This is a genomic window from Pseudomonas sp. WPR_5_2, assembly GCF_003634475.1.
GTDB lineage: Bacteria > Pseudomonadota > Gammaproteobacteria > Pseudomonadales > Pseudomonadaceae > Aquipseudomonas > Aquipseudomonas izuensis.
The window spans coordinates 471,134-491,722 of the sequence record NZ_RBLA01000003.1 but is presented as its reverse complement, the minus strand read 5'-3'; the positions used below and the strand labels follow the sequence as shown (position 1 = coordinate 491,722).

Here is a 20,589-nt window from a genome sequence, read left to right as displayed (position 1 = left end):
CAGTCAGGGTTAACGGGATGGCGTTGCGGCGACCAGTCCGGCGGCGACCGCCAGTTGCCATAGCCCGCGTTCGGTGGCCTGCTCGGCCAAGGTTACCCGGGCAAAACCGCAGGCGCCCAGGGCACGGCTGTAGCGGCTGCACAGTTGGGCATTGCCGATCAGGATGATTGAAGGCAGGTGCATGCTGTTGCGTCGGCGGCGTTGAACGCTGGCCAGGGCCGAGAGCTCATGGCCGAGCAGCAGACCGGACAGATAATCCGCTTGCGCCGTAGCGCTCAGTTCACCGGTCAAGCCCAGACTGCGGGCGCTGAACAGGGTCGACAGCACGCCGATTTCGCCGTCCGCCGACAAGGCGACCTGCACGCCACGATCGAAAGCTTCGCCATCGAACGACCCGCCGCGCTGCTGGGTGCGCCCCAGGATGCTATGTTCACTGAGGACGGCGAAGACTTCGCCGGTCATGAAGGTGTCGAAGTGCACGATGCAGCCGTCGCTCACTTCCACCCATTTCGAATGACTGCCCGGCAGGCCGATCAACAGATCGGTACCCGCCTCTCTCGACAGGGTTTGCAGCACACCGAGCACCTGGGTTTCTTCGCCGCGCATCACATTGGGCAGGTGTGAACGCTGTATCACCCCCGGCACGATGTGCACATCGACACCGCGAAGGCTACGAACAATTTGTAGGGAGGTTCCGAGATTGGCGACGTTCGCCGGTGTATCGCGGTAGGCCGCTTCGCGCCAGCCCTGGGCGCTGCCGACCATGCCGCAGGCGATCACCGGCAAATCGGGTTGGGCGTCGAGCCAGTCACCGCAGGCCTCATCGAAGGCCAATTCAAAACCGTCGATGCATTCACGACCGGCGATGAATCGCGGCGCCTTGGGCAACTGCATGATCCCCGACGACAGCGAACGCTGTTCGAGCACCTGGCCATCTGCGGCAAGTTTGTAAGCGCGTAGTGAGGTTGTCCCCCAATCGAGCGCGATCAAATGCGCCAGCATCGCTTCACCTGTTCTGTTTTTTTGGCAGTGTGTGAAGGGGACTATAAACCTCGAAAAAGAAAAATCTCAATATATAAATATCAATCCCATATATTGAGATAAAGACAAAAAAGATCGCAGCCTACGGCAGCTCCTATATTTGGAATGCGTTCCCCTGTAGGAGCTGCCGAAGGCTGCGATCTTTTAAAGCCGATCAGTTTCCTTCAGCGAACTCGCGCAACACCTTCCCGTCCATGCGATAGCGAACCCACTCTTCCTGCGGCTGCGCGCCCAGGGATTTGTAGAATTCGATGGCCGGGGTGTTCCACTCCAGCACACTCCATTCGAAACGGCCGCAGTCATTGGCACAGGCAATCTTTGCCAGATGCCGCAACAAGGTTTTACCCGCACCGCCACCGCGCTGTTCAGGGGTGATGTAGAGGTCTTCGAGGTACAGGCAGTTGCTGCCAAGCCACGTGGAATAACTGAAGAAGAACACCGCGAAACCGATCGCCACGCCTTCACGCAGGCAGATCAAGCCATGGGCGGTGGCACCTTCGCTGAACAGGCTGCGTTCGATGTCGGCCACGCTGGCGATGACTTCATGGCGGGCACGTTCGTAGTCGGCCAATTCGGTGATGAACGCGAGAATTTGCGGGGCATCACTGGGGGTCGCCGGGCGGATTTCGATCGTCATGGACGTGCCTTGTCAGAAATTGAAAACGCCATACTAAGTCGGCGCGGGATCTGTGGCGAGATGGCTCCGCATTTGTAGGAGCGAGCTCGCTCGCGATGGTCGTCAACGATTACAGTTGCAGCCTGAACAAGCGCGGTGTCCTTGCGTTTTTTCGCGAGCAGGCTCGCTCCTACAGGGGGAATACTCCGGCCTGCGCTAATCCTGAAATCGTGAACCTCGGACCTAACATAAGCGCCTTGCATGATAGATAGATGACCTGTGCATTTATCAGGTCAAGGAACCGCGTCATGTCTACCGCAACACCCCCCGTCTCCGGCAAGTTGTTCGGCCTGTTTTGCCTGGCCAGTTACCTGCTCTCGCTGTCCTACGGTTCGACCTTCTTGCTGTCCCTGCTGATCGGCTCGCGCGGGGGTAACGAGCACGATGCCGGCAGTGTGATTTCGGCGGCGATGCTCAGCACTTTTGTTGCGGTGATTGCTTCCGGACACCTGTCAGACCTGCTTGGCGCGGCACGTTCGGTGGCACTGTTCGGCGTCCTGCTGGTGGCCGCCAGCCTGGGTTTCGCACTGACGCCGGGCTTCGGCAATCTGTTGCTGTTTTTCGGCCTGCTGCTGGGTTTGGGCTGGGGCGTGTTCTACACCCTCGGGCCGATCATCGTTGCAAGCCTGGTCACCCCCTCGCAGCGCGCCAAATACTTTGCCTTGTTGTCGGGCAGCATGATGACCGGGATCGGCAGCGGCCCATTGCTGGGACGCGCCGCGAGCGCCCTGGGCTATCCGGTGACGGCGGCGTTCTATCTCGCCGCGCTGGCGAGCCTGATTGGCGTGCTGCTGTTTTGGCAGTTGGATCGACACCTGAAAAACGCCTCGTTGCAATCGACCACGGTGTCACGGATTTCCTGGCTCGCCGCGGGGCAAGTGCTGTCGTCCCGGGCGCTGTTCCCGATCATCATGGTTGGCTTGGGCGGTTGTGTTTTCGGTGGGTTGTCGAGCTTCCAGACCAGCTATGCCGGGGCACGCTCGCTTGACTATTCGCTGTTCTTCCTGGGCTTCATGAGTGCCGCGATCAGCAGCCGCATGCTGATCGCCGGCATCGTGGTCAAGCGCGATCCGTTGCGTGCGTCGTGCGTGCTGTCGGGGCTGATGATGGGCTCGATCCTGCTGTTTGGCTTCGTGGTCGACAATGGCTTGAGCTACTTGCTTGCGGCGGTGATGCTCGGTGTCGGTTACGGGCTGACTTATTCGGTCATCAACGGCTTGGCCGCCAATGAAGCACCGAATGGCACCACCGCACAGGCCTTGCTGCTGTTCAGTTTGTCGTATTTCATCGGTGTATTCGGCTTCCCGCTGCTCGCCGGAAAAATCATCGTCGAGCACGGGATGGCGACGTTGTTGCTCACCGTGCTGGCGATCGCCTCGATCAACTGGCTGATCACAGTGGCTCGCCTGATCTGGCGCAGGGTCGTCACCGCCAGGGCATTGCAACAGGCCTGAACCATTCGTCGTTCATCAGGCACCAATTCGAAACGGGGGCGGACCAACATCAGGTAAGGACTCTAAATCAAGGGAGACACCTCCATGATCTTGTCCCGGCTGACCGCCCTCACCCTCGCCGTCCTGCTGTCCCCGCTCGCCATCGCCACGACCTACACGTCCGGTACCGGCCCGACCAACCCGGTCGAAAGCCCCAAGGCCCCCGCCATCCAGAGCGCCCCCGGCATGAACACCAATGGCACGGGCGTCGATAGTAGCCTGCCACCGTCCACCGGCACCGACCCGCGGACTCAAGGCAATGACGCGGGCCGTCAGGGCGGTTTGAACCTGCCGGATACTCGAACACCCGATAACGCCGGCTCTGGCATCGGTTCGAAAACCACTACCGGTGGTTCGGACTCCGAAGGCGGCGTGAGCCAGTAATCGGGTTTGCCAACATAAGCCAGGAGAAATCCCATGCCTCGTGGAAGCAAAGACAAATACACCGCCGAGCAGAAACGCAAGGCCGAGCACATCGAAGACAGTTATGAGCGCAAAGGCGTGTCCAAGGACGAAGCCGAGGCGCGTGCCTGGGCCACGGTCAATAAGCAGTCTGGAGGCGGCGAACGGGCCGGTGGTTCGGGCCGCAAGAAGCCGGCCAGCGCCAAGTCGCAAGACCGCAAGGAGTCGGCACGACGCGCGGTGGCGAGCCGCAAAGGGCATTCGCGCAATAGCCAGGCTTCGCGTGATACGCAGACCGTGGACAGTTTGAGAAAGGAAGCTCGGGCGAAGGAAATTCCGGGGCGGTCCGGGATGCGCAAGCAGGAGTTGATTGAGGCGTTGCGCAAGGCTGGATAAAGCCAGATTCATGTGTTGAATTTTTGGGCCCCTTCGCGAGCAGGCTCGCTCCCACAAGGGATTTGTGTCGTTCACAGATCCCCTGTGGGAGCGAGCCTGCTCGCGAAAGCGATGGGTCAGGCGCCGAAGGTCTTCCTGATTAATTCGTCCACCTCAGCAGCCCCCGGCGAAGTCGCAGGCCCCCACCGAGTCACTGCCAACGCGGCCGCCGCATTCGCCCGACGTGCCGCATCGAACGCCGACAACCCTTGCGCCAACCCCGCCACAAACACCCCGGCATGGGCATCGCCAGCGCCATTGCTGTCTACCGCTTCGACCTTGAAGCCCGGCACATGTCGACGCTCGGAACCCTGACTGATCCAGCAACCTTGCGGTCCGTCGCGCACCACCATCAACACCTTGGCCGGCAGATGCCCGGCCAGGCGAGCCAGCGCTTCACCGATGTCCGACGCCCCGGTAAACCGCAACGCCTCGACGCTGTTGCTGGTCCACAAATTGATGCGCGGCAACAAGACGTTCATCAACGGCGCATCCGGCGAATCCACCAACGGCCCCGGATCGAACACCACGTTGATGTCGCTCGGCAGGTCCAGCACCCAGTCCACCAGCGCCTGTGCCTTGCCGACATGCAGCAGGCTATAACCACTGACGCAGACATAATCCCCCGCCTCGGCCGGTACGCTGGCCAGGTCTTGGGCCGTCACTTCGCCTTCGGCACCGATGTAGGACACAAAACTGCGCTCGGCTGAAGCATCGGTGATCGCCACGCATATCCCCGTATCGCGCTCGGCGGGATGAGCGATACCGATGTGGATGCCTTCGGCGAGCATCGCTGCGCGGGCCAGGTCGCCGAAACGCCCTGTGCCGTGGCGACCGAGGTAGACCACCGGCAAGCCATTACGCTGCGCGGCGGCCATCACGTTGAAGCCGCCGCCCGCCTCGAAACTGGCGGACTGCGCCAGCGCGTCACCGCCTGCTTGCGGCAGCTGATCCACAGCCATGACCAGGTCGATGATGACCTGGCCGGTATACAACATCTTAGGCATGAGCATTCTCGACCCGCGCAGCGCGACGATCCTTCGCCCCGCCAAGTACAAAGTAAATCCCGCCGGCGACCACAAAGGTCACGATCCAGCCGAGGCCGTTATGGCCCAACCAGGAGTCGGACAGAAAGCCTTTGAACCAGACATTTTCCGCCGTGGTGCCAATGGTGGTGAAGCTGAAACCGAGCACGATTGCCACCGCCCAGGCACCGAACGCGCGCCATTCGACGCCACCGCGATACCAGTAGGCGCTGCTCGGGCTGACGTCCAGCAAATCTACGGGGCTGTAATAATGGCGATGAATCAGGTCGACGACGAAGATCCCGACCCACGCTGTGATTGGCACCGCCAGCAACGAAATGAAGGTAATGAATGGACCGTAGAAACTGTCTGCGATCAGCATGAAGTAGATGGAGCCGGCGAAGATCGCGACGATATCCACCACCACCGCGTAGACACGCTTGACCTTCAGGCCGAGGGTCAGCGTGGTCAGGCCGGCGGAGTACACCGACAGGTTATTCGACAACAGCAGGCCACCGAATGCGGTGATCAGGTACGGCACGGCCATCCAGGTCGGCAACATGTCACGGATGGCGATGATCGGGTCGGTAGCCTGGGCCAGGTCGTTGTTGCCTACCGACAGCAGTCCGCCGAGGGTGATCAACAGGACCAGCGGAATGCCCGCGCCGAATGCCGCCGACGCCACCAGGCGCACGGCTTTGACGCTGCGGTGCTGATAGCGCGACATGTCCGCGCCGGCGTTGGCCCAACCAATCCCGGTTCCGGCTGCCATGGTGCCGACACCGATGATCATCGCGCTCATTGGCGCAGGCGTGGCGTTGAACACCGCGCTCCAGTCGATGGTGGCGCAGAGGAAGCCGCCGACCAGGATGTTCAGCGCGCCGAATACGTATGTCGCCCACTTCTGAATCACCAGCAAGGTGGCGTGACCGAGGCCGGACACCGACAAGGTCAGGAGCACGAAAATCGCGATGAACACCAGCGTCAGCAGTGGCGCACTTTTCGCTTCCACCGGCGAGCCGAACAGGATCGAGCACAGCGACAGCAGCACGAACGCGGCCGTGGTGGTGTTGACGGTTTCCCAGCCCAGGCGTGACATCAGTGACACCAGGGTCGGGCCGATGTTTCCGCGCACGCCGAAGATGGCACGTGACAGCGTCAGGCTTGGAGCGCGGCCACGACGACCGGCGATGGAGATGATCCCGACCACGGCGAAAGAACCCGCAGCGCCAAGGATCGCGACGATGATCGCCTGCCAGATCGCCAACCCGCGAAAGGCCACGAGGGTCGCGCCCAACGGTAGGCCAAGGATGGAAATGTTGGCCGCGAACCAGACCCAGAACAGCTGCAACGGATGCCCCTTGCATTCGGCTTCCGGCACCGGCTCGATGCCACGGGTTTCCAGTTGCCCGGCGTTTTGCCCGGCGTTCGATGAACTCATGAAAAATGCTCCTGTTGCCATTTTTTGTGGTTGTGGGCAAATCAGATTTTTACAGTCGGCAATGCCCCCCCTGTAGGAGCGAGCCTGCTCGCGATGGACGTGAACGATGACGCGGGTTTCCTGATCAAACGCGTCGTCCTGAAGTCCATCGCGAGCAGGCTCGCTCCTACAGGGAGCGGGCTTGCCCGCGATGGCGTCAGTGCTCTCAGCGCAAAGCCAACAGACCTTTCACCAACGGCTCAAGCTCCAGATCGTTAACGGCTTTGACCTTCTCGATCATCGCCACCGGCCAACACTCAAGCCCCAGGCAAGCCCCCAGCATCGCCCCCAGAATCGCCGCGATGGTATCCGTGTCTCCCCCCAGGCTCGCCGCCATGCACAGCGCTTCGAAGGCATTCATTTCACCGATGGCCACTTGCTGGGCCAGGGCAAACGACACGACCACCGACTCCTGGGAAGCCACCGAGGTGCCGATCACGTCGTACAGCAAATCGGCGAGCATCCGCTTGTCGCTGTCGACGCTGATGGTCCGCGCCCAGCTGATGCGCGATGCGATGCGTCCACCGGCAACCCAGTGACCATGACTTTGCGCTTGCAAGGCGATTTGCTGGCCGAGGTTCAACGCCTCGCCCAGGTCCAGGCCGTTGATTCCGGCCGAGACCACCGCCGCCACCGCCGCCGCGCTGGAAATGCCCAGTGTGGTGTTATGGGTGACCTGGCAGGCCTGCACCACGGCGTCGATGAAGCGTTCGGGATCGGCCACGTCCGCGGCAATCCCGACGGGTGTGATACGCATTGCCGCGCCGTTGGTGGTGCCATAGCGCCCCGCCTCTTCCGGCGAATGGCCCGCGAGGATCATCTCGATCGCGCGTTTGGTCGAAGGGCCGAGCAGATCCTGCGAGCCCTTGGCCTGCATCCCGGCTTCCCACTCGATGAGCCGCCGGGCGAGCAGCGCCGGTTCGATCCGGCCCTTGCCGTCGAGCAACAGCTGGCCAACCAGGACTGCCTGCTCGGTATCGTCCGTGATCGAGCCCTTGGGCATGTTGGCGGCAATCGGCTGATGGGGACCGGCGTCCTGCAGGTCAATGATTTCGCCGAAGCGCGCCTTGATCTCGTCGCGGCTCAGGGATTGAGTCGGCATACCCAGCGCATCGCCCAGGGCCAGGCCGTAGAACGCGCCCAGGGCACGATTGAACGCAGTCATCTCATCGTTCCAAATTGCAGGTGCAGACGGAAATGCACAGGATCGAGCAAGCTTTCCACCTGCTCCATGAAGCGGTTTTGCCGGTCGTAGGTGGTGCGCAAGGCCTTGAGGAACACCGTGCCGACCGGACGCCCCAGCAATTCGGCGTCTTCGGCGTTCAAGGGTTCGGCGCCGATCCATTGATCGCCGCGTTCACCGATATAGCCGTAGGCGGCCAGGGTGATGGTCAGGGAGTTGTCGATCAAACCGACCCGCGGCAGGCTTTCCAGGCCTCCGGTGGCGGGCATCAATGAACGTTCGAGGGAAACCAGCGTGCCGTCATTGGAACGGCGACGACGGTCGAGGGTGATGAATTGGTCGGTGCCGAAACGTGGCAGCAGGTCAGGACGGGTCACCGCCTCCAGCCGCAGCACTTCGGTATTGACCAGCGCGCCGCTGTCGGCCAGGGCCTGGGCCCAGCCGCTGCGCTGGTCGAGCGCCACACCGTCGAACGTGACGATGGAGCCCACCCCGCTTTGCGTCGCGATGTAGTTGCGCCGTTTCAATTCGGCCAGGGCTTCACGCAAAGTACCTCGGCTGACTTTGAATTCTTGAGCCAACTGATGCTCGCCCGGCAGATGAAAACCGTCTTCCAGTAGACCGCTTTCAATGCGCCGGATGAGTTCGTCGACCACCCGTTGTTTCTTGTCGAATCGTACCTGTCTAATCATGTACAAATTGATACCCGAATCGGGTTGGGGCGGGCAAGGGATATTTGGGGGGAAGTGACGGAAGGGGGGAAGCCAATAGTGGCTGTAACGCGGACTGTAGGAGCTGGCTTGCCAGCGAAGGCGGTGCATCAGCCGACATTTGCATTGACTGATCTGCAGCTCCCACAGGGTTATGTGTCAGGGCTCAAGACCGATGCGGAAGAACTCGCCGCCGCTCCAAACACCGAGCCAACGCTGCCCGTCGATCTCACGACTCACTGCCAGTTCCACCAGCTGATAGAACACGTTGCGATGTATCAACGCTTCAAGGTTGCTGCGCACATGCACATAAGGCGCCGGCTCTTGAGTGTCGGGATCGATCATCACGCGAATCGGGTGCTCGGAACCGGCCTCGGCGGTCTCATCGACGTTTGTGGTGAAACGCAGGACTTGCGCCTCGCCCTCGCCTGACACCTCCAGTGCAATCGCCACAAAGGGTGCGTCGTCGACCTTGATGCCGACTTTCTCGACCGGGGTAATGAGAAAGTAATCATCGCCGTCGCGGCGAATGATGGTGGAGAACAATTTGACCATCGGCTTGCGCCCGATCGGCGTGCCCAGGTAATACCAGGTGCCGTCGCGGGCGATGCGCATGTCGATGTCGCCGCAAAAGTCGGGGTTCCACAGGTGGACCGGTGGCAAGCCTTTGGTTTTGGGGATTTGCCCCAACAGGTCGTTGGCTTTTTGCGGGCCACTCATGGCGATCTCCTTGGATTACTGGTCACTGAGCCCTAACAGGCCACGAGCATATTGCTCAAGCGGCGGGCCCATCAGGTCTTCTGGTTTTTCATCGTGGAACGTCAGCAAACCGCCACGACTCTTGATACGTGCAGTATCAATCAAATACTGGGTGCTGGTCTCGATCAACATGATCTGAATCACACCGGTGTCGATGCCGAGGCGATCCAGGGCTTCCTGATCCAGCCACTCATCCGAGTTGCCGATACGGTCATCGGACTTGGCAAAACGGGTATAGAGCAAGTAATGGGCTCCGACCGCACGGGCTTCGCTCATGGCCTGGTCAAGACCTTCCGGCGTGTGCGCGCGGCGGACCATCGGGAAGTATTCGACAAAACCGTCGAAGGCGACTTCGGCGATCACGTTAGGTCGAGGGTAAATCGCGCTGCCCGGCGGCACAAAGGCGCCTTGGGCAATGTAGACAAACGAGTCCGGCTGAATGCGCAGATTATTCACGCGACGGCTGTCGCTATGATCCAGCAGACCTGCGTCGCTCATATGGTAGCGAGTCCCTTCGGCCATATCGCTGACATTCATGCAGCCACCGAGCGCCAAAACGGCCAGCAGCAAAACCAGGCTACGCATCCTATCCTCCAGAGGCCGGTGACGGAAAACCGGCGAATGGCCATTGGATGCAGATTTTGCGCCAGCTCGTGATCTTCGGCGGCAGGTGAAATGCAATCGCGGGCAAGCCTTGCTCCCACAGGATTTCGAGCGACCACAGTTTTTGTGACCTAATCCAATCCTGTGGGAGCAAAGCTTGCTCGCGATGAGGCCCGATCAGCCGCCAATAATCTTCATGACGGTGGCACCACCGGAAAACGCCACTTCCTGCTTGTCACCCAAGGCTTTCACCAAGAGTCTCTGCAGGGCAGGCAATGCCTGATGACGCGGTTTGTCCAGCAAGTCGCCGATATAGTGGCGGTTGCTCGACGACAAACAGCCATGCAGCCATCCCGTGGAAGAAAGGCGTAAACGGGAACAGGTGCGACAGAACGGCACGCTTTCGTTGGCGATCACGCCGAAATGCCCCAGTCCCGGAATTTCATAACGCACCGCCGTCGCATCCACCGGCGCATCAGCCTGCAGATACTCATAGCGTTCGCCGATCAGGCTCAGCAACTGTTGAAGGCTGACGAACTGTTGCAGGAAAGCGTTGGAGTCGCTGGCCAGGTGGCCCATGCGCATCAGTTCGATAAAGCGCAACTCGTAGCCACGCTCCAGGCAGTAATCGAGCAGCGGCATCACCTGATCGAGGTTCTGACCGCGTAACGGCACCATATTGACCTTGATCTTGATGCCGGCCGCACGGGCCTGAACCATACCGTCGAGCACAGTGGCCAGATCGCCGCCACGGGCAATGCCGCGGAATGCACTGGCGTCCAGGGTATCGAGGGAAACGTTGATGCGCCGAATGCCAGCGTCCACCAGCAACGGCAGCTTTTTCGCCAGCAATTGACCGTTGGTGGTCAGGCTGATGTCTTCCAGCCCCATCTGTCCGACAGCGGTCATAAAGGCTTCGAGTTTCGGGCTGACCAGCGGCTCACCACCGGTGATGCGTAAGCGCTCGATGCCCGCGGCTTCGATCAGATAGGCCACACCGCGCGCCATGGCTTCGGCCGACAGCTCATCCTGCGCAGCTACCAGCCGCTTCCCGTTGGGCACGCAGTAGGTACAGGCGTAATTGCAGGCTGAGGTCAGGCTGACTCGCAAATTGCGAAAACGCCTGCCTTGACGATCAACGATCATGATCACTCCGGCGGAAGAATATTCGGACCGCTAAAACTTGACTGACAAATCAAGTTTTAGCAAGTCCCATGCCTGAGTATATTCCTGCGGTAAGGCGCCAAGTAGCGAAATAATGGCGCCATCAGGCTGCTGAATGGCTCAGCTGCTCGGGGTGTCGGTGTCGCGCTTGCGCTTGTTGCCCATGCGCACGCCGATGTCCATCAGGAACTGGAAGAAGCCTTCCTGATCTTCCAGCACATTGCTCCAGAACGGCGAGTGGTACAGCGCCACGGCACCATGCACCAACGCCCAGGACGCGCAGTAATGGAAGTAAGGTGGCACGTCTTCGAGCTTGCCTTCGCTGATCCGGCCCTTGATCAGCAAGGTCAGGCGTTCGAAGTTCGAAGCACGGATCTTGTGCAGTTCCTCGATCATCTCCGGCACCTGGTTGCCCTTCACCACCTTTTCTTCCAGGCGATCGAACAAGCGATACCGTTGCGGATCGCGCATGCGGAATTCGAAATAGGCGCGGGACAGGGCTTCTTTGTCCTTGTCGACGTCGGCGGAGTGCAGCAGCTCGTTCAAATCGCGCTCGTAGTCGAGCATCAGGCGCAAGTAGATCTCGGCCTTGGATTTGAAGTGCTTGTAGATCGTGCCTTTGCCGATACCGACGGCATCAGCGATCATCTCGACGGTGACGCTATCTTCACCTTGTTCGAGGAACAGCTTGAGCGCGGTATCGAGAATTTCTTGCTCGCGGCGACGAAACTCACGGACCTTACGAGGTTCTTTATGCATAAGAAAAGGTCTGTAGGGGTCAAAATTCGAAGCCGCGTATTATGCCTAAATTGCGCAAAAATGCACGGATCATCCGACCATATCTGTGTTTCTTGATGATTTCCCGCAGGGTCGCCACTGGATGAGAACTCTTCTGAAGCGCCCGTATTCCAAATTTGTTTAAAAACCGGGGCCGACAAACTGGACTGGGTGAAATACTGATCAATACTTGAACTGTCGGCGGGGCATCTCCCCCAAGTGTCGCGCCGATATTGGTACCAACGGACCGCGTACCATTGTTTTACTCCTAATGGTCTTAACCCGGATTCACCCCCCAGAACCCGGGTTTTTTTTGCCTGCGATTTAACCTTTCACATGTGCCAGCGGAAACAGCCGCTTGAAATTCTCCGTCGTCTGCTCGGCAAATCGCTCATAGGTCTCACCCCGCAACATTGCCAGAAATTCCGCTACTTCGCGTACGTACTGCGGCAGGTTCGGCTTGCCACGGTGCGGGATCGGTGCCAGGTACGGTGAGTCGGTTTCCACCAGCAAGCGGTCGGCCGGCACCTTGCTCGCCACATCACGCAACGCGTCCGCATTGCGGAATGTGACAATCCCGGAGAGGGAAATGTAATACCCCATGTCCAGAGCGGCTTTCGCCATGTCCCAGTCCTCGGTGAAGCAATGCAGTACGCCCGCCTGGGGCAGCGCCGCTTCACGCAACAGGTTCAAGGTATCGGCGCGGGCGCCACGGGTATGGATGATGACCGGTTTTCCGGTCTGCTGCGCGGCTTGCAGGTGCAATCTGAAGGACGCTTGCTGCAGCGCTGCCGCTTCCGGCTCGTAGTGGTAGTCCAGGCCGGTTTCACCGATGGCGACCACGCGCGGATGATTGAGCTCCTGCAACAGCCAATCCAGCGCAGGCGCCGCACCGGGTTGCACATCCAGAGGATGCACACCAACCGAGCAATCGACATCGTCATAGCGCTCGGCCAGGGCTTTGACGTCGGCGGCGTTGTCGGCACTGACGCCGATACACAGGAAGTGCCCTACCCCGCGCTGGCGGGCCGCATCGAGGGCAGCATCCAGGGAACCGTCATGGGCGGCAAGGTCGAGGCGATCAAGGTGACAATGGGAATCTACGAGCATAAAAGGGCTGCAACTTACATCGTATGAGTGGGACGGTCGGACTTCAGGGCTCCGGCCAGGTGGGTTTCGATTCGACTGCGCGCGGTGTCGTCGCCTTCATTGAACTGCACGCCGACGCCAGCGGCGCGGTTACCCTGGGCGCCTTTCGGGGTCACCCAGGCGACCTTGCCGGCCACGGGGATCTTGTCCGTCTCGTCAAACAAGTGCAGCAGCATGAATACCTCATCGCCCAACCTGTAACTCTTGTTGGTCGGGATAAACAGGCCACCGTTCTTGATGAACGGCATATAGGCCGCGTACAGCACTGACTTGTCCTGGATGGTCAGGGACAAAATGCCATTGCGCGGCCCGGAGCTGACGGGTTCATTCATGCTGACCTCCACGGCTGATGCTCAGAGTCTAGGCGTGAACGGTTATCTCTGGGTAGGCAAAGACGCCCATTGCACCAGCAGCGCCTCCAGCAACAACACCCGATTGAGGTTGGCCTTGCTCAGCACTTTCTGGCGCTGGGCGAGGATCCAGTCCTGGATGTTCAGGACCTTATCCTGCCCGGTTTTCTGCGCCAGGTATTGAATCACCTTGCGCATGTCCGTCAACCCGAGCCCTTCTTCATCCTGGGTCAATTGATAGCGAAGGATCAGGCTCGACCAATCGCAGAACCAGTCGAACAGCAGCAACAACGGAATTGCGTTCCAGCCTTCGGCCAGTTGCGTCGGTGATTGCTGCTGCTTGAGCAGCTTCTTCACCCCATCGACCACCTGTGCGCGCTGCTCGCGCACGCCTTGGGCGTGCAGGTTGACGGCGGCCAATGGCGAACCGGCAGCCAGGGTCAGCAATTCGATGCGCTCTTCTTCCGAGCAGTCCGGCAGTGCCTTGGCCAGCCAGGCCAGACTCATGGCTTCACTCGGCAGCGGGCAAGCCTGTTGCACACAGCGGCTCTTGATGGTCGGCAACAGACGGCTGGGCTGATGGCTGACCAGGAGCAATACCGTATCGCCTGACGGCTCTTCCAGGCTTTTGAGCAAGGCGTTGGCGGCGTTGATGTTCATCGACTCGACCGGCTCGATCAACACCACCTTGCGCCCGCCCAGTTGCGCGGTCTGAACCACGAAGCTGACCAGATCGCGAACCTGATCGACCTTGATCGCCTTGTCGGCCTCTTCAGGTTCCAGAATGTAGTTATCGGGGTGGCTGCCGGCCTTGAGCAACAGGCAGGATTTACATTCGCCACACGCTCCCTGAGCGGTTGGGCGCTGGCACAGCAAACTGGCCATCAAGCGCTCGGCCAGTGCCCGTTTGCCGATCCCGGCCGGGCCATGCAGCAAATAGGCGTGAGCGTGCTGCGCACGACCGGCCAACTGCTGCCACAAACCGTCCTGCCAGGGATAGGCTTCAGCCACGGGTCAACTCCAGCAGACGCGGCAACAAACCATCCAGCGATTGCTGAACCTGTGCCAGCGGTTGCGCGGCGTCGATCAGCACGTAACGTGCCGGCTCCGCAGCAGCACGCTTGAGGAAGGCACTGCGCACGGCATCGAAGAATGCCCGACCCTCCAATTCGAAGCGATCCAGGCGTCCACGGGCACTGGCTCGGGCCAGGCCCACCTCAACCGGCAGGTCGAAGATCAGGGTCAGGTCGGGACGCAGATCGCCCTGAACGAAGGTTTCCAGCGTGGCAATACGTTCCAGTGACAAGCCGCGGCCGCCGCCCTGGTAAGCGTAGGTAGAATCGGTAAAACGATCACACAGGACCACGGCACCGCGGGCCAGTGCCGGGCGAATCACCTCGGCCAGGTGTTGGGCACGTGCAGCGAACACCAACAGCAATTCAGTGTCCGGATTCATCACTTCGTCGACCGGCGCCAACAGCACTTCGCGGATGCGCTCGGCCAGGGGCGTACCACCCGGTTCGCGGGTCAGCACAACCTCGATCCCGGCGGCGCGCAGGCGCTCGGCGAGGTATTCGCGATTGGTGCTCTTGCCAGCGCCTTCGGGGCCTTCAAGAGTAATAAACAAGCCAGTCACAGGCAGTCCTTAGTCAGAGTCATTGCGGGCTTTTCGGGGCGTTTGCTTCCGGCTCGGGGGCGGGGGCGGACGCAGGTGCAGGTTCAGGCGCGGGTTCTTGCGGCGGTACCGACGGCAGAGCCTCGGGCGCGGTATCGGGCGAAGCGGCCGGGATCGGTGTCTGATCCTGTTCAGCCTGAGTTTGCCGCGCCTGGGATTCGGACTCCCCAAGCCGGGATTCCTCAGCCGGGGTTTGCGGTGTTTCAGGTGCGGTGACCGGCGCCGGGCTGGAGCGATAATCGGCGCGACGCTTGAGCTGGAACTCTCGCACGGCGTTGTTATGGGCGTCCAGGTCATCGGAGAACACGTGGCTGCCATCACCGCGTGCAACGAAATAAAGGCTGTTGCCCGCCACGGGATTCAGTGCGGCATGAATTGCCTCGCGACCGACCATCGCAATCGGAGTCGGCGGCAGACCGGCAATCACATAAGTGTTGTACGGCGTCGGCTCCTTGAGATGGGCGCGAGTCAACTTTCCGCTGTATCGATCACCGAGGCCGTAGATCACCGTCGGATCGGTCTGCAACAGCATGCCGATCGCCATGCGCCGCACGAACACGCCGGCAATCTGCCCACGCTCCTGCGGCACGCCGGTTTCCTTCTCCACCAGCGAGGCCATGATCAGCGCTTGATAGGGTTCCGTGTACGGCACATCGGCCGAGCGCTGATCCCATTCCTTGGCAAGCACTTCGTCGAGGCGGTCGTAAGCTGTTTTCAGCAACTCGGCGTCGGTCATGCCACGCACGAAGCGGTAAGTGTCGGGGAAGAATCGCCCCTCGGGGAAAATCCCGGTGTGGCCGAGCTTGTCCATGACCTGGCTGTCGCTCAAGCCGGCAAGGGTATGCTCGAGCTTTTCCTCTTTGGCCAGGGCTGCACGGACCTGATGGAAATTCCAGCCCTCGACCAGGGTCACGCTGTACTGCACCATTTCCCCACGCTTCCACAGTTCGATCAGACCTTCGACGGTCATGCCGGGAACCATGCGGTATTCGCCGCTGTGGAGTGGCTGTTTAGGCAGGTTGAAACGCCAGTACACCCGCAACCAGAAAGCGTCCTTGATGACGCCATCGGCTTCGAGTCGCAGGAAAGTGCGATTGGGCGTGGTGCCTTTGGGCACCTCCAGCAGCTTTTCCTGGGTTATGTTCAGTGGCTGGACCAGCGCCGAATGAATTTTCCAGGCGGAAGCGCCCAACATCAGCCCCGCCAGAACCAGTCCGGTTTCCAGCAGCAGCAAGAATTTACGTCTCACGTATCAAGCATCCAGTAGCGCACGGGCAATGGTTTGGAGTTTACGGGTGAGCGGCCCAACCGGCCAGCTCAGTGCGGCATAGGCATGCACCGGCCAAACGCCATACACGCTGTTGCAGACAAAGACTTCGTCAGCGCCTTGCAGCTGCTCAAGCGAGATATCGGTGATTTGTATGGGGATGCCCAAAGATTCGGCCTGAGACAATAACTCGGCACGCATCACACCTTCTACACCGCAGCAGCTCAAATCCGCTGTGATCAACACGCCGTCACGCACCATGAACAGGTTACTGAACACGCCCTCGATCACGCGACCGGCCTGATCGAGCATCAAGCCTTCGGCATGTTCGGTGTCCTGCCATTCGGCGCGCGCCATCACCTGTTCAAGACGGTTCAAGTGCTTGAGCCCGGCGAGAAGGGGTTGAAAGGAAAGTCGTGTGGTGCACGGGAACAGGCGAATGCCCTGCTCTGCATGGGTGGCCGGGTAAACCGCAGGAGGATTGCCCGACAGGATACGACGGGCGTGGGCCGAAGGATCGAAAGCGTAACCGCGCAGGCTGTCGCCACGGGTAACGATCAGTTTGAGCACACCTTCGTTCAGTTGCTCGGCATAGGTCAACACTTCCGCGACCACAGCAGCATGATCCAGATTGATAGCCAACCGCCGGCAGCCCCTGGCCAGCCGCACCAGATGACGATCCAGCAAGACTGGAAAGCCATCATGCACGGCAATGGTCTCGAACAGACCATCGCCATAAGCCAGGCCGCGATCTTTCAGCGACAGAGCGTCAGCCGGCTGACCATCGACCCAGGTGTCCATCAGCCTGCGAACCGGCGGAACACCAGCGAGCCATTGGTACCGCCAAAACCGAAGGAGTTGGACAGAACCACATCGATATCCATGTTGCGCGCGGTGTGAGGTACGAAATCGAGATCACAGCCTTCGTCCGGCTCATCAAGGTTGATGGTCGGTGGCGCTACCTGGCTGTTGATCGCCAGCACGCTGAAGATCGCCTCGACCGCACCCGCCGCACCCAGCAGGTGACCGGTCATGGACTTGGTCGAACTGACTGCCAGTTTGTAGGCGTGGTCGCCAAACACCGACCTGATCGCATTGGCTTCGGCCAGATCGCCTGCGGGAGTCGAAGTGCCGTGGGCATTGATGTATTGCACTTGGTCGCCATTGATCTTCGCATCGCGCAAGGCATTGGTGATGCAACGCGCAGCACCCGCGCCATCGGCTGGCGGCGAAGTCATATGGTAGGCGTCGCCACTGGTACCGAAGCCGATCAGCTCGGCATAGATGGTCGCGCCGCGGGCCTTGGCGTGTTCCAGCTCTTCCAGAACCAGCGCACCGGCGCCATCGGACAGCACGAAGCCATCACGGCCCTTGTCCCATGGACGGCTGGCACGGGTTGGCTCGTCGTTACGGGTCGACAGTGCTCGGGAGGCACCGAAGCCGCCCATGCCCAGACCGCAGGCCGCCATCTCGGCACCGCCGGCAATCATCACGTCGGCTTCGTCGTACATGATGTTGCGGGCAGCCATGCCAATGCAGTGTGTACCGGTGGTACAAGCCGTGGCGATGGCATAGTTGGGCCCCTGTGCACCCAGATGGATCGACAGGAAGCCGGAAATCATGTTGATGATCGAGCCAGGCACGAAGAAAGGAGAAATCCGTCGTGGACCGGTCTCGTGCAGCGTGCGGCTGGTTTCTTCGATATTGGTCAGGCCGCCGATACCCGAACCCATGGCAACGCCGATGCGCTCACGGTTGGCGTCAGTGACCTCCAGGCCGGCATTGCGTACTGCCTGAAAGCCTGCGGCCAGACCGTACTGAATGAACAGGTCGAGTTTGCGAGCTTCCTTGACCGACAGGTACTCCTCGACATTGAAGCCCTTTACCGAGCCGCCAAAACGGGTGGAATAGGCAGAAAGGTCGGTGTGTTCGATCAGACCAATGCCACTGCGGCCAGCCAGAATGCCCTGCCAACTGCTCGGCACATCCGTGCCCAGTGGCGACAACATACCCATACCGGTGACTACGACGCGTCTACGCGACACAGCACTCTCCTTTTTTCAAATGACGACTTTGCATCAGGCCTAAAGAAAAAACCGCACGCCAAGTGGCAGTGCGGTTTTTTCCATGACAGCGAGCAACGATTACAAACTATTACGCCTGGTGGCTAGTAACGTAGTCGATTGCAGCTTGTACGGTAGTGATCTTCTCGGCTTCTTCGTCAGGGATTTCGGTCTCGAATTCCTCTTCCAGAGCCATCACCAGCTCAACGGTGTCAAGGGAGTCAGCACCCAGGTCTTCAACGAAGGAAGCGGTGTTGACCACTTCTTCTTCTTTAACGCCCAGTTGCTCGGCAACGATTTTCTTGACGCGCTCTTCGATGGTGCTCATACCTTGTTTTCACTCCTAATGGACAAATTCAGGCAGCTGGCCAGTGGGTAAGTGTATAGAAAGACTTTTCAGCTTTTCAACTGAAAGCTTCACTCCTCAAACCCGGTGACCCTCTGCCTATAAATAGATTGCAGCTTTATAACGGATTTTAGACAGCTCGTATGACATTTTTTTGAAGCAATCCGTCACATTTAACTTACATGTACATCCCGCCGTTCACCGGGATTGTAGCCCCGGTCACGTAGGCTGCACCGTCGGATGCAAGAAAAGCGACCACAGACGCGATCTCTTGAGCTTGCCCCAGACGACCCAGCGGAATCTGCGTCTGCAAGGCTTCACGCTGCGCTTCCGGCAGTTCGCGAGTCATATCGGTGTCGATGAACCCTGGGGTCACCGAGTTGACCGTAATCGAACGCGAACCGACTTCACGTGCCAGCGCACGGCTGAAACCTTCCAGACCGGCCTTGGCGGCGGCATAGTTTACTTGGCCTGCGTTGCCCATGGCACCCACAACCGAACCAATACTGATAATTCGTCCCCAACGGGCCTTGGTCATACCGCGCAAAACACCCTTGGACAGGCGATACAGACTGTTCAGGTTGGTATCGACGACGTCATACCATTCGTCGTCTTTCATGCGCATCATCAGGTTATCGCGGGTGATCCCGGCATTATTCACCAGGATCGCCGGTGCGCCGAACTGCTCCTGGATGCTCGCCAACACAGCCGACACGGATTCGTCGCTGGTGACATTGAGCTCCAGGCCAGTGCCCTGAATGCCGTTTTCCTTGAGGGTGGCGGCAATGCGCTCGGCACCCGAGGCAGAGGTCGCGGTGCCGACAACGATGGCACCCTGACGACCCAGTTCCAGGGCGATAGCCTGGCCGATACCGCGGCTCGCACCGGTGACCAGTGCAACTTTACCTTGCAGACTCATGCAAGTTTCTCCTGATTCAGGCCAGCGCTGCGCGGGCGGCAGCGAAAGCGTCTGGGGTATTGAGATTGGAAGTCGATACGCCATCGGCGCAGCGTTTGTTCAGGCCAGCCAGCACTTTGCCAGGGCCGCACTCGACCAGATTGGTCGCGCCCTTGGCTGCCAGCGCCTGGACCGATTCGACCCAGCGAACAGGCTTGTAAAGCTGCTCAAGCAGGTCGCGCTTGAGGGTTTCCAGATCAGCCGGCACATCGGCACTGACGTTCTGTACCACTGGGATTTGCGGCGCTTGCCAGTCGATTGCGGCGATGGATTCGGCGAAACGTTCGGCCGCCGGACGCATCAATTCACAATGGGATGGCACGCTGACGGGCAACGGCATGGCGCGCTTTGCACCACGAGCCTTGCAGCCTTCGATGGCGCGCTCGACCGCAGCCTTGGCACCGGCAATAACCACTTGGCCCGGGGAGTTGAAGTTGACGGCACTGACCACGTCACCTTGCGCCGCTTCGGCGCAGGCCGCCAGGACGTCGGCATCCTCCAGCCCCAGGATGGCAGCCATGCCGCCTTGTCCTGCCGGTACGGCTTCCTGCATCAGTTGACCACGGCGTTCGACCAGCTTCACCGCATCGCCCAGGCTCAGACTGCCCGCCGCGACCAGTGCGCTGTATTCACCCAGGCTGTGACCGGCAACGTAAGCCGGGCGCGCGCCACCTTCGGCCAGCCACAGGCGCCACAGGGCGATCGAGGCGGTCAGGATGGCCGGCTGGGTTTTATCGGTTTGATTGAGTTGCTCTTCCGGCCCTTGCTGGGTCAGTGCCCACAGGTCGTAACCCAGAGCATCGGAAGCTTCTTTGAATGTTTCGAGGACAACCGGATGTTGCGCGCCCAACTCGGCCAGCATGCCGAGGGACTGCGAACCCTGTCCTGGAAAGACGAATGCGAGGGAAGCAGACATGTAACAAGCCCCTAATGATCTTGTCGTCGGAGAGTTGACGTCCCGCTTGGGGGGACGCAAGAAACTGACAGTTGGATGGCCAAATGAATTGAGCGGTCACATTTAAGCATTGTCCGA

The 20,589-nt window shown here is 60.1% G+C and carries 23 protein-coding genes; 3 read left to right on the top strand and 20 right to left on the bottom strand.

The window, feature by feature from the left end:
• Positions 1-9: 9 nt before the first annotated feature.
• Both BJ917_RS14930 and BJ917_RS14925 read right to left on the bottom strand, forming a co-directional pair.
• Positions 10-1,002, bottom strand: a complete 993-nt coding sequence (locus tag BJ917_RS14930) for a 2-dehydro-3-deoxygalactonokinase (RefSeq protein ID WP_121103729.1) — start codon at positions 1,000-1,002, stop codon at positions 10-12.
• 193 nt (positions 1,003-1,195) lie between these two features.
• Positions 1,196-1,678: a GNAT family N-acetyltransferase gene (locus tag BJ917_RS14925; RefSeq protein ID WP_096512899.1), complete on the bottom strand. Its 483-nt coding sequence runs from the start codon at positions 1,676-1,678 to the stop codon at positions 1,196-1,198.
• A gap of 287 nt (positions 1,679-1,965) precedes the next feature.
• On the opposite strand from BJ917_RS14925, the gene BJ917_RS14920 reads away from it, so the two are divergent.
• The 3 genes from BJ917_RS14920 (at position 1,966) to BJ917_RS14910 (ending at position 4,008) form a co-directional block, all read left to right on the top strand.
• A complete protein-coding gene (locus BJ917_RS14920; protein WP_121103728.1) occupies positions 1,966-3,171 on the top strand; it encodes an MFS transporter in 1,206 nt (401 codons plus the stop codon).
• Positions 3,172-3,255: 84 nt separating this feature from the next.
• The gene (locus tag BJ917_RS14915; RefSeq protein ID WP_121103727.1) at positions 3,256-3,594 is read left to right on the top strand and encodes a hypothetical protein; all 339 of its coding nucleotides are present in this window, start codon (positions 3,256-3,258) and stop codon (positions 3,592-3,594) included.
• A gap of 33 nt (positions 3,595-3,627) precedes the next feature.
• Positions 3,628-4,008, top strand: coding sequence for a Rho termination factor N-terminal domain-containing protein (locus BJ917_RS14910; protein WP_121103726.1), 381 nt, complete (start codon positions 3,628-3,630; stop codon positions 4,006-4,008).
• Positions 4,009-4,124: 116 nt separating this feature from the next.
• Here the strand turns inward: BJ917_RS14910 and BJ917_RS14905 are convergent, their stop codons facing one another.
• From BJ917_RS14905 to fabD, 18 genes are all read right to left on the bottom strand, one after another.
• The gene (locus tag BJ917_RS14905) at positions 4,125-5,054 is read right to left on the bottom strand and encodes a PfkB family carbohydrate kinase (protein WP_121103794.1); all 930 of its coding nucleotides are present in this window, start codon (positions 5,052-5,054) and stop codon (positions 4,125-4,127) included.
• Positions 5,047-6,513 (bottom strand): cytosine permease, encoded by a 1,467-nt coding sequence (locus BJ917_RS14900; RefSeq protein WP_121103725.1) that lies wholly within the window; start codon positions 6,511-6,513, stop codon positions 5,047-5,049. Before BJ917_RS14900 ends, BJ917_RS14905 begins: the two co-directional genes overlap by 8 nt.
• A 205-nt stretch (positions 6,514-6,718) precedes the next feature.
• Positions 6,719-7,717, bottom strand: a complete 999-nt coding sequence (locus tag BJ917_RS14895; RefSeq protein WP_121103724.1) for an ADP-ribosylglycohydrolase family protein — start codon at positions 7,715-7,717, stop codon at positions 6,719-6,721.
• Complete coding sequence (locus BJ917_RS14890; protein WP_096512905.1) at positions 7,714-8,427, bottom strand: GntR family transcriptional regulator; 714 nt, start codon at positions 8,425-8,427, stop codon at positions 7,714-7,716. Before BJ917_RS14890 ends, BJ917_RS14895 begins: the two co-directional genes overlap by 4 nt.
• Positions 8,428-8,604: 177 nt before the next feature.
• Positions 8,605-9,165 (bottom strand): DUF1285 domain-containing protein, encoded by a 561-nt coding sequence (locus BJ917_RS14885; RefSeq protein ID WP_121103723.1) that lies wholly within the window; start codon positions 9,163-9,165, stop codon positions 8,605-8,607.
• 15 nt (positions 9,166-9,180) lie between these two features.
• Positions 9,181-9,789 carry a DUF4823 domain-containing protein gene (locus BJ917_RS14880; RefSeq protein ID WP_096512907.1) on the bottom strand — a complete coding sequence of 203 codons (609 nt, stop codon included), beginning with the start codon at positions 9,787-9,789 and terminating at the stop codon, positions 9,181-9,183.
• A gap of 195 nt (positions 9,790-9,984) precedes the next feature.
• Positions 9,985-10,953: a GTP 3',8-cyclase MoaA gene (locus BJ917_RS14875; protein ID WP_096512908.1), complete on the bottom strand. Its 969-nt coding sequence runs from the start codon at positions 10,951-10,953 to the stop codon at positions 9,985-9,987.
• A 138-nt stretch (positions 10,954-11,091) separates the two neighbouring features.
• A complete protein-coding gene (locus tag BJ917_RS14870; protein ID WP_034149949.1) occupies positions 11,092-11,730 on the bottom strand; it encodes a TetR/AcrR family transcriptional regulator in 639 nt (212 codons plus the stop codon).
• Positions 11,731-12,072: 342 nt separating this feature from the next.
• Positions 12,073-12,858: a TatD family hydrolase gene (locus BJ917_RS14865; RefSeq protein ID WP_096512909.1), complete on the bottom strand. Its 786-nt coding sequence runs from the start codon at positions 12,856-12,858 to the stop codon at positions 12,073-12,075.
• A 14-nt stretch (positions 12,859-12,872) separates the two neighbouring features.
• Positions 12,873-13,229 carry a PilZ domain-containing protein gene (locus tag BJ917_RS14860; protein WP_121103722.1) on the bottom strand — a complete coding sequence of 119 codons (357 nt, stop codon included), beginning with the start codon at positions 13,227-13,229 and terminating at the stop codon, positions 12,873-12,875.
• A 42-nt stretch (positions 13,230-13,271) separates the two neighbouring features.
• Positions 13,272-14,258, bottom strand: a complete 987-nt coding sequence (locus BJ917_RS14855) for a DNA polymerase III subunit delta' (protein ID WP_096512911.1) — start codon at positions 14,256-14,258, stop codon at positions 13,272-13,274.
• A complete protein-coding gene (gene tmk, locus BJ917_RS14850; protein WP_096512912.1) occupies positions 14,251-14,883 on the bottom strand; it encodes a dTMP kinase in 633 nt (210 codons plus the stop codon). The genes BJ917_RS14855 and tmk overlap by 8 nt, the downstream gene beginning before the upstream one ends.
• Positions 14,884-14,902: 19 nt before the next feature.
• Positions 14,903-16,171 carry an endolytic transglycosylase MltG gene (gene mltG / locus BJ917_RS14845; protein ID WP_121103721.1) on the bottom strand — a complete coding sequence of 423 codons (1,269 nt, stop codon included), beginning with the start codon at positions 16,169-16,171 and terminating at the stop codon, positions 14,903-14,905.
• Positions 16,172-16,174: 3 nt separating this feature from the next.
• Positions 16,175-16,990 carry an aminodeoxychorismate lyase gene (gene pabC / locus BJ917_RS14840; RefSeq protein ID WP_121103720.1) on the bottom strand — a complete coding sequence of 272 codons (816 nt, stop codon included), beginning with the start codon at positions 16,988-16,990 and terminating at the stop codon, positions 16,175-16,177.
• A complete protein-coding gene (gene fabF, locus BJ917_RS14835; RefSeq protein WP_096512915.1) occupies positions 16,990-18,234 on the bottom strand; it encodes a beta-ketoacyl-ACP synthase II in 1,245 nt (414 codons plus the stop codon). Before fabF ends, pabC begins: the two co-directional genes overlap by 1 nt.
• A gap of 109 nt (positions 18,235-18,343) precedes the next feature.
• A complete protein-coding gene (gene acpP, locus BJ917_RS14830) occupies positions 18,344-18,580 on the bottom strand; it encodes an acyl carrier protein (protein WP_003175607.1) in 237 nt (78 codons plus the stop codon).
• Between the two features lie 196 nt (positions 18,581-18,776).
• Positions 18,777-19,517 (bottom strand): 3-oxoacyl-ACP reductase FabG, encoded by a 741-nt coding sequence (fabG, locus tag BJ917_RS14825; protein ID WP_096512916.1) that lies wholly within the window; start codon positions 19,515-19,517, stop codon positions 18,777-18,779.
• Between the two features lie 16 nt (positions 19,518-19,533).
• Positions 19,534-20,472, bottom strand: coding sequence for an ACP S-malonyltransferase (gene fabD / locus BJ917_RS14820; protein WP_096512917.1), 939 nt, complete (start codon positions 20,470-20,472; stop codon positions 19,534-19,536).
• Positions 20,473-20,589: the final 117 nt, after the last annotated feature.

Excerpts from the sequence above, each read along its gene's own strand:
- BJ917_RS14930 (WP_121103729.1), bottom strand. The coding sequence starts at position 1,002 with ATGCTGGCGCATTTGATCGCGCTCGATTGGGGGACAACCTCACTACGC.
- BJ917_RS14925 (WP_096512899.1), bottom strand. The coding sequence starts at position 1,678 with ATGACGATCGAAATCCGCCCGGCGACCCCCAGTGATGCCCCGCAAATT.
- BJ917_RS14920 (WP_121103728.1), top strand. The coding sequence starts at position 1,966 with ATGTCTACCGCAACACCCCCCGTCTCCGGCAAGTTGTTCGGCCTGTTT.
- BJ917_RS14915 (WP_121103727.1), top strand. The coding sequence starts at position 3,256 with ATGATCTTGTCCCGGCTGACCGCCCTCACCCTCGCCGTCCTGCTGTCC.
- BJ917_RS14910 (WP_121103726.1), top strand. The coding sequence starts at position 3,628 with ATGCCTCGTGGAAGCAAAGACAAATACACCGCCGAGCAGAAACGCAAG.
- BJ917_RS14905 (WP_121103794.1), bottom strand. The coding sequence starts at position 5,054 with ATGCCTAAGATGTTGTATACCGGCCAGGTCATCATCGACCTGGTCATG.
- BJ917_RS14900 (WP_121103725.1), bottom strand. The coding sequence starts at position 6,513 with ATGAGTTCATCGAACGCCGGGCAAAACGCCGGGCAACTGGAAACCCGT.
- BJ917_RS14895 (WP_121103724.1), bottom strand. The coding sequence starts at position 7,717 with ATGACTGCGTTCAATCGTGCCCTGGGCGCGTTCTACGGCCTGGCCCTG.
- BJ917_RS14890 (WP_096512905.1), bottom strand. The coding sequence starts at position 8,427 with ATGATTAGACAGGTACGATTCGACAAGAAACAACGGGTGGTCGACGAA.
- BJ917_RS14885 (WP_121103723.1), bottom strand. The coding sequence starts at position 9,165 with ATGAGTGGCCCGCAAAAAGCCAACGACCTGTTGGGGCAAATCCCCAAA.
- BJ917_RS14880 (WP_096512907.1), bottom strand. The coding sequence starts at position 9,789 with ATGCGTAGCCTGGTTTTGCTGCTGGCCGTTTTGGCGCTCGGTGGCTGC.
- BJ917_RS14875 (WP_096512908.1), bottom strand. The coding sequence starts at position 10,953 with ATGATCGTTGATCGTCAAGGCAGGCGTTTTCGCAATTTGCGAGTCAGC.
- BJ917_RS14870 (WP_034149949.1), bottom strand. The coding sequence starts at position 11,730 with ATGCATAAAGAACCTCGTAAGGTCCGTGAGTTTCGTCGCCGCGAGCAA.
- BJ917_RS14865 (WP_096512909.1), bottom strand. The coding sequence starts at position 12,858 with ATGCTCGTAGATTCCCATTGTCACCTTGATCGCCTCGACCTTGCCGCC.
- BJ917_RS14860 (WP_121103722.1), bottom strand. The coding sequence starts at position 13,229 with ATGAATGAACCCGTCAGCTCCGGGCCGCGCAATGGCATTTTGTCCCTG.
- pabC (WP_121103720.1), bottom strand. The coding sequence starts at position 16,990 with ATGGACACCTGGGTCGATGGTCAGCCGGCTGACGCTCTGTCGCTGAAA.
- acpP (WP_003175607.1), bottom strand. The coding sequence starts at position 18,580 with ATGAGCACCATCGAAGAGCGCGTCAAGAAAATCGTTGCCGAGCAACTG.
- fabG (WP_096512916.1), bottom strand. The coding sequence starts at position 19,517 with ATGAGTCTGCAAGGTAAAGTTGCACTGGTCACCGGTGCGAGCCGCGGT.
- fabD (WP_096512917.1), bottom strand. The coding sequence starts at position 20,472 with ATGTCTGCTTCCCTCGCATTCGTCTTTCCAGGACAGGGTTCGCAGTCC.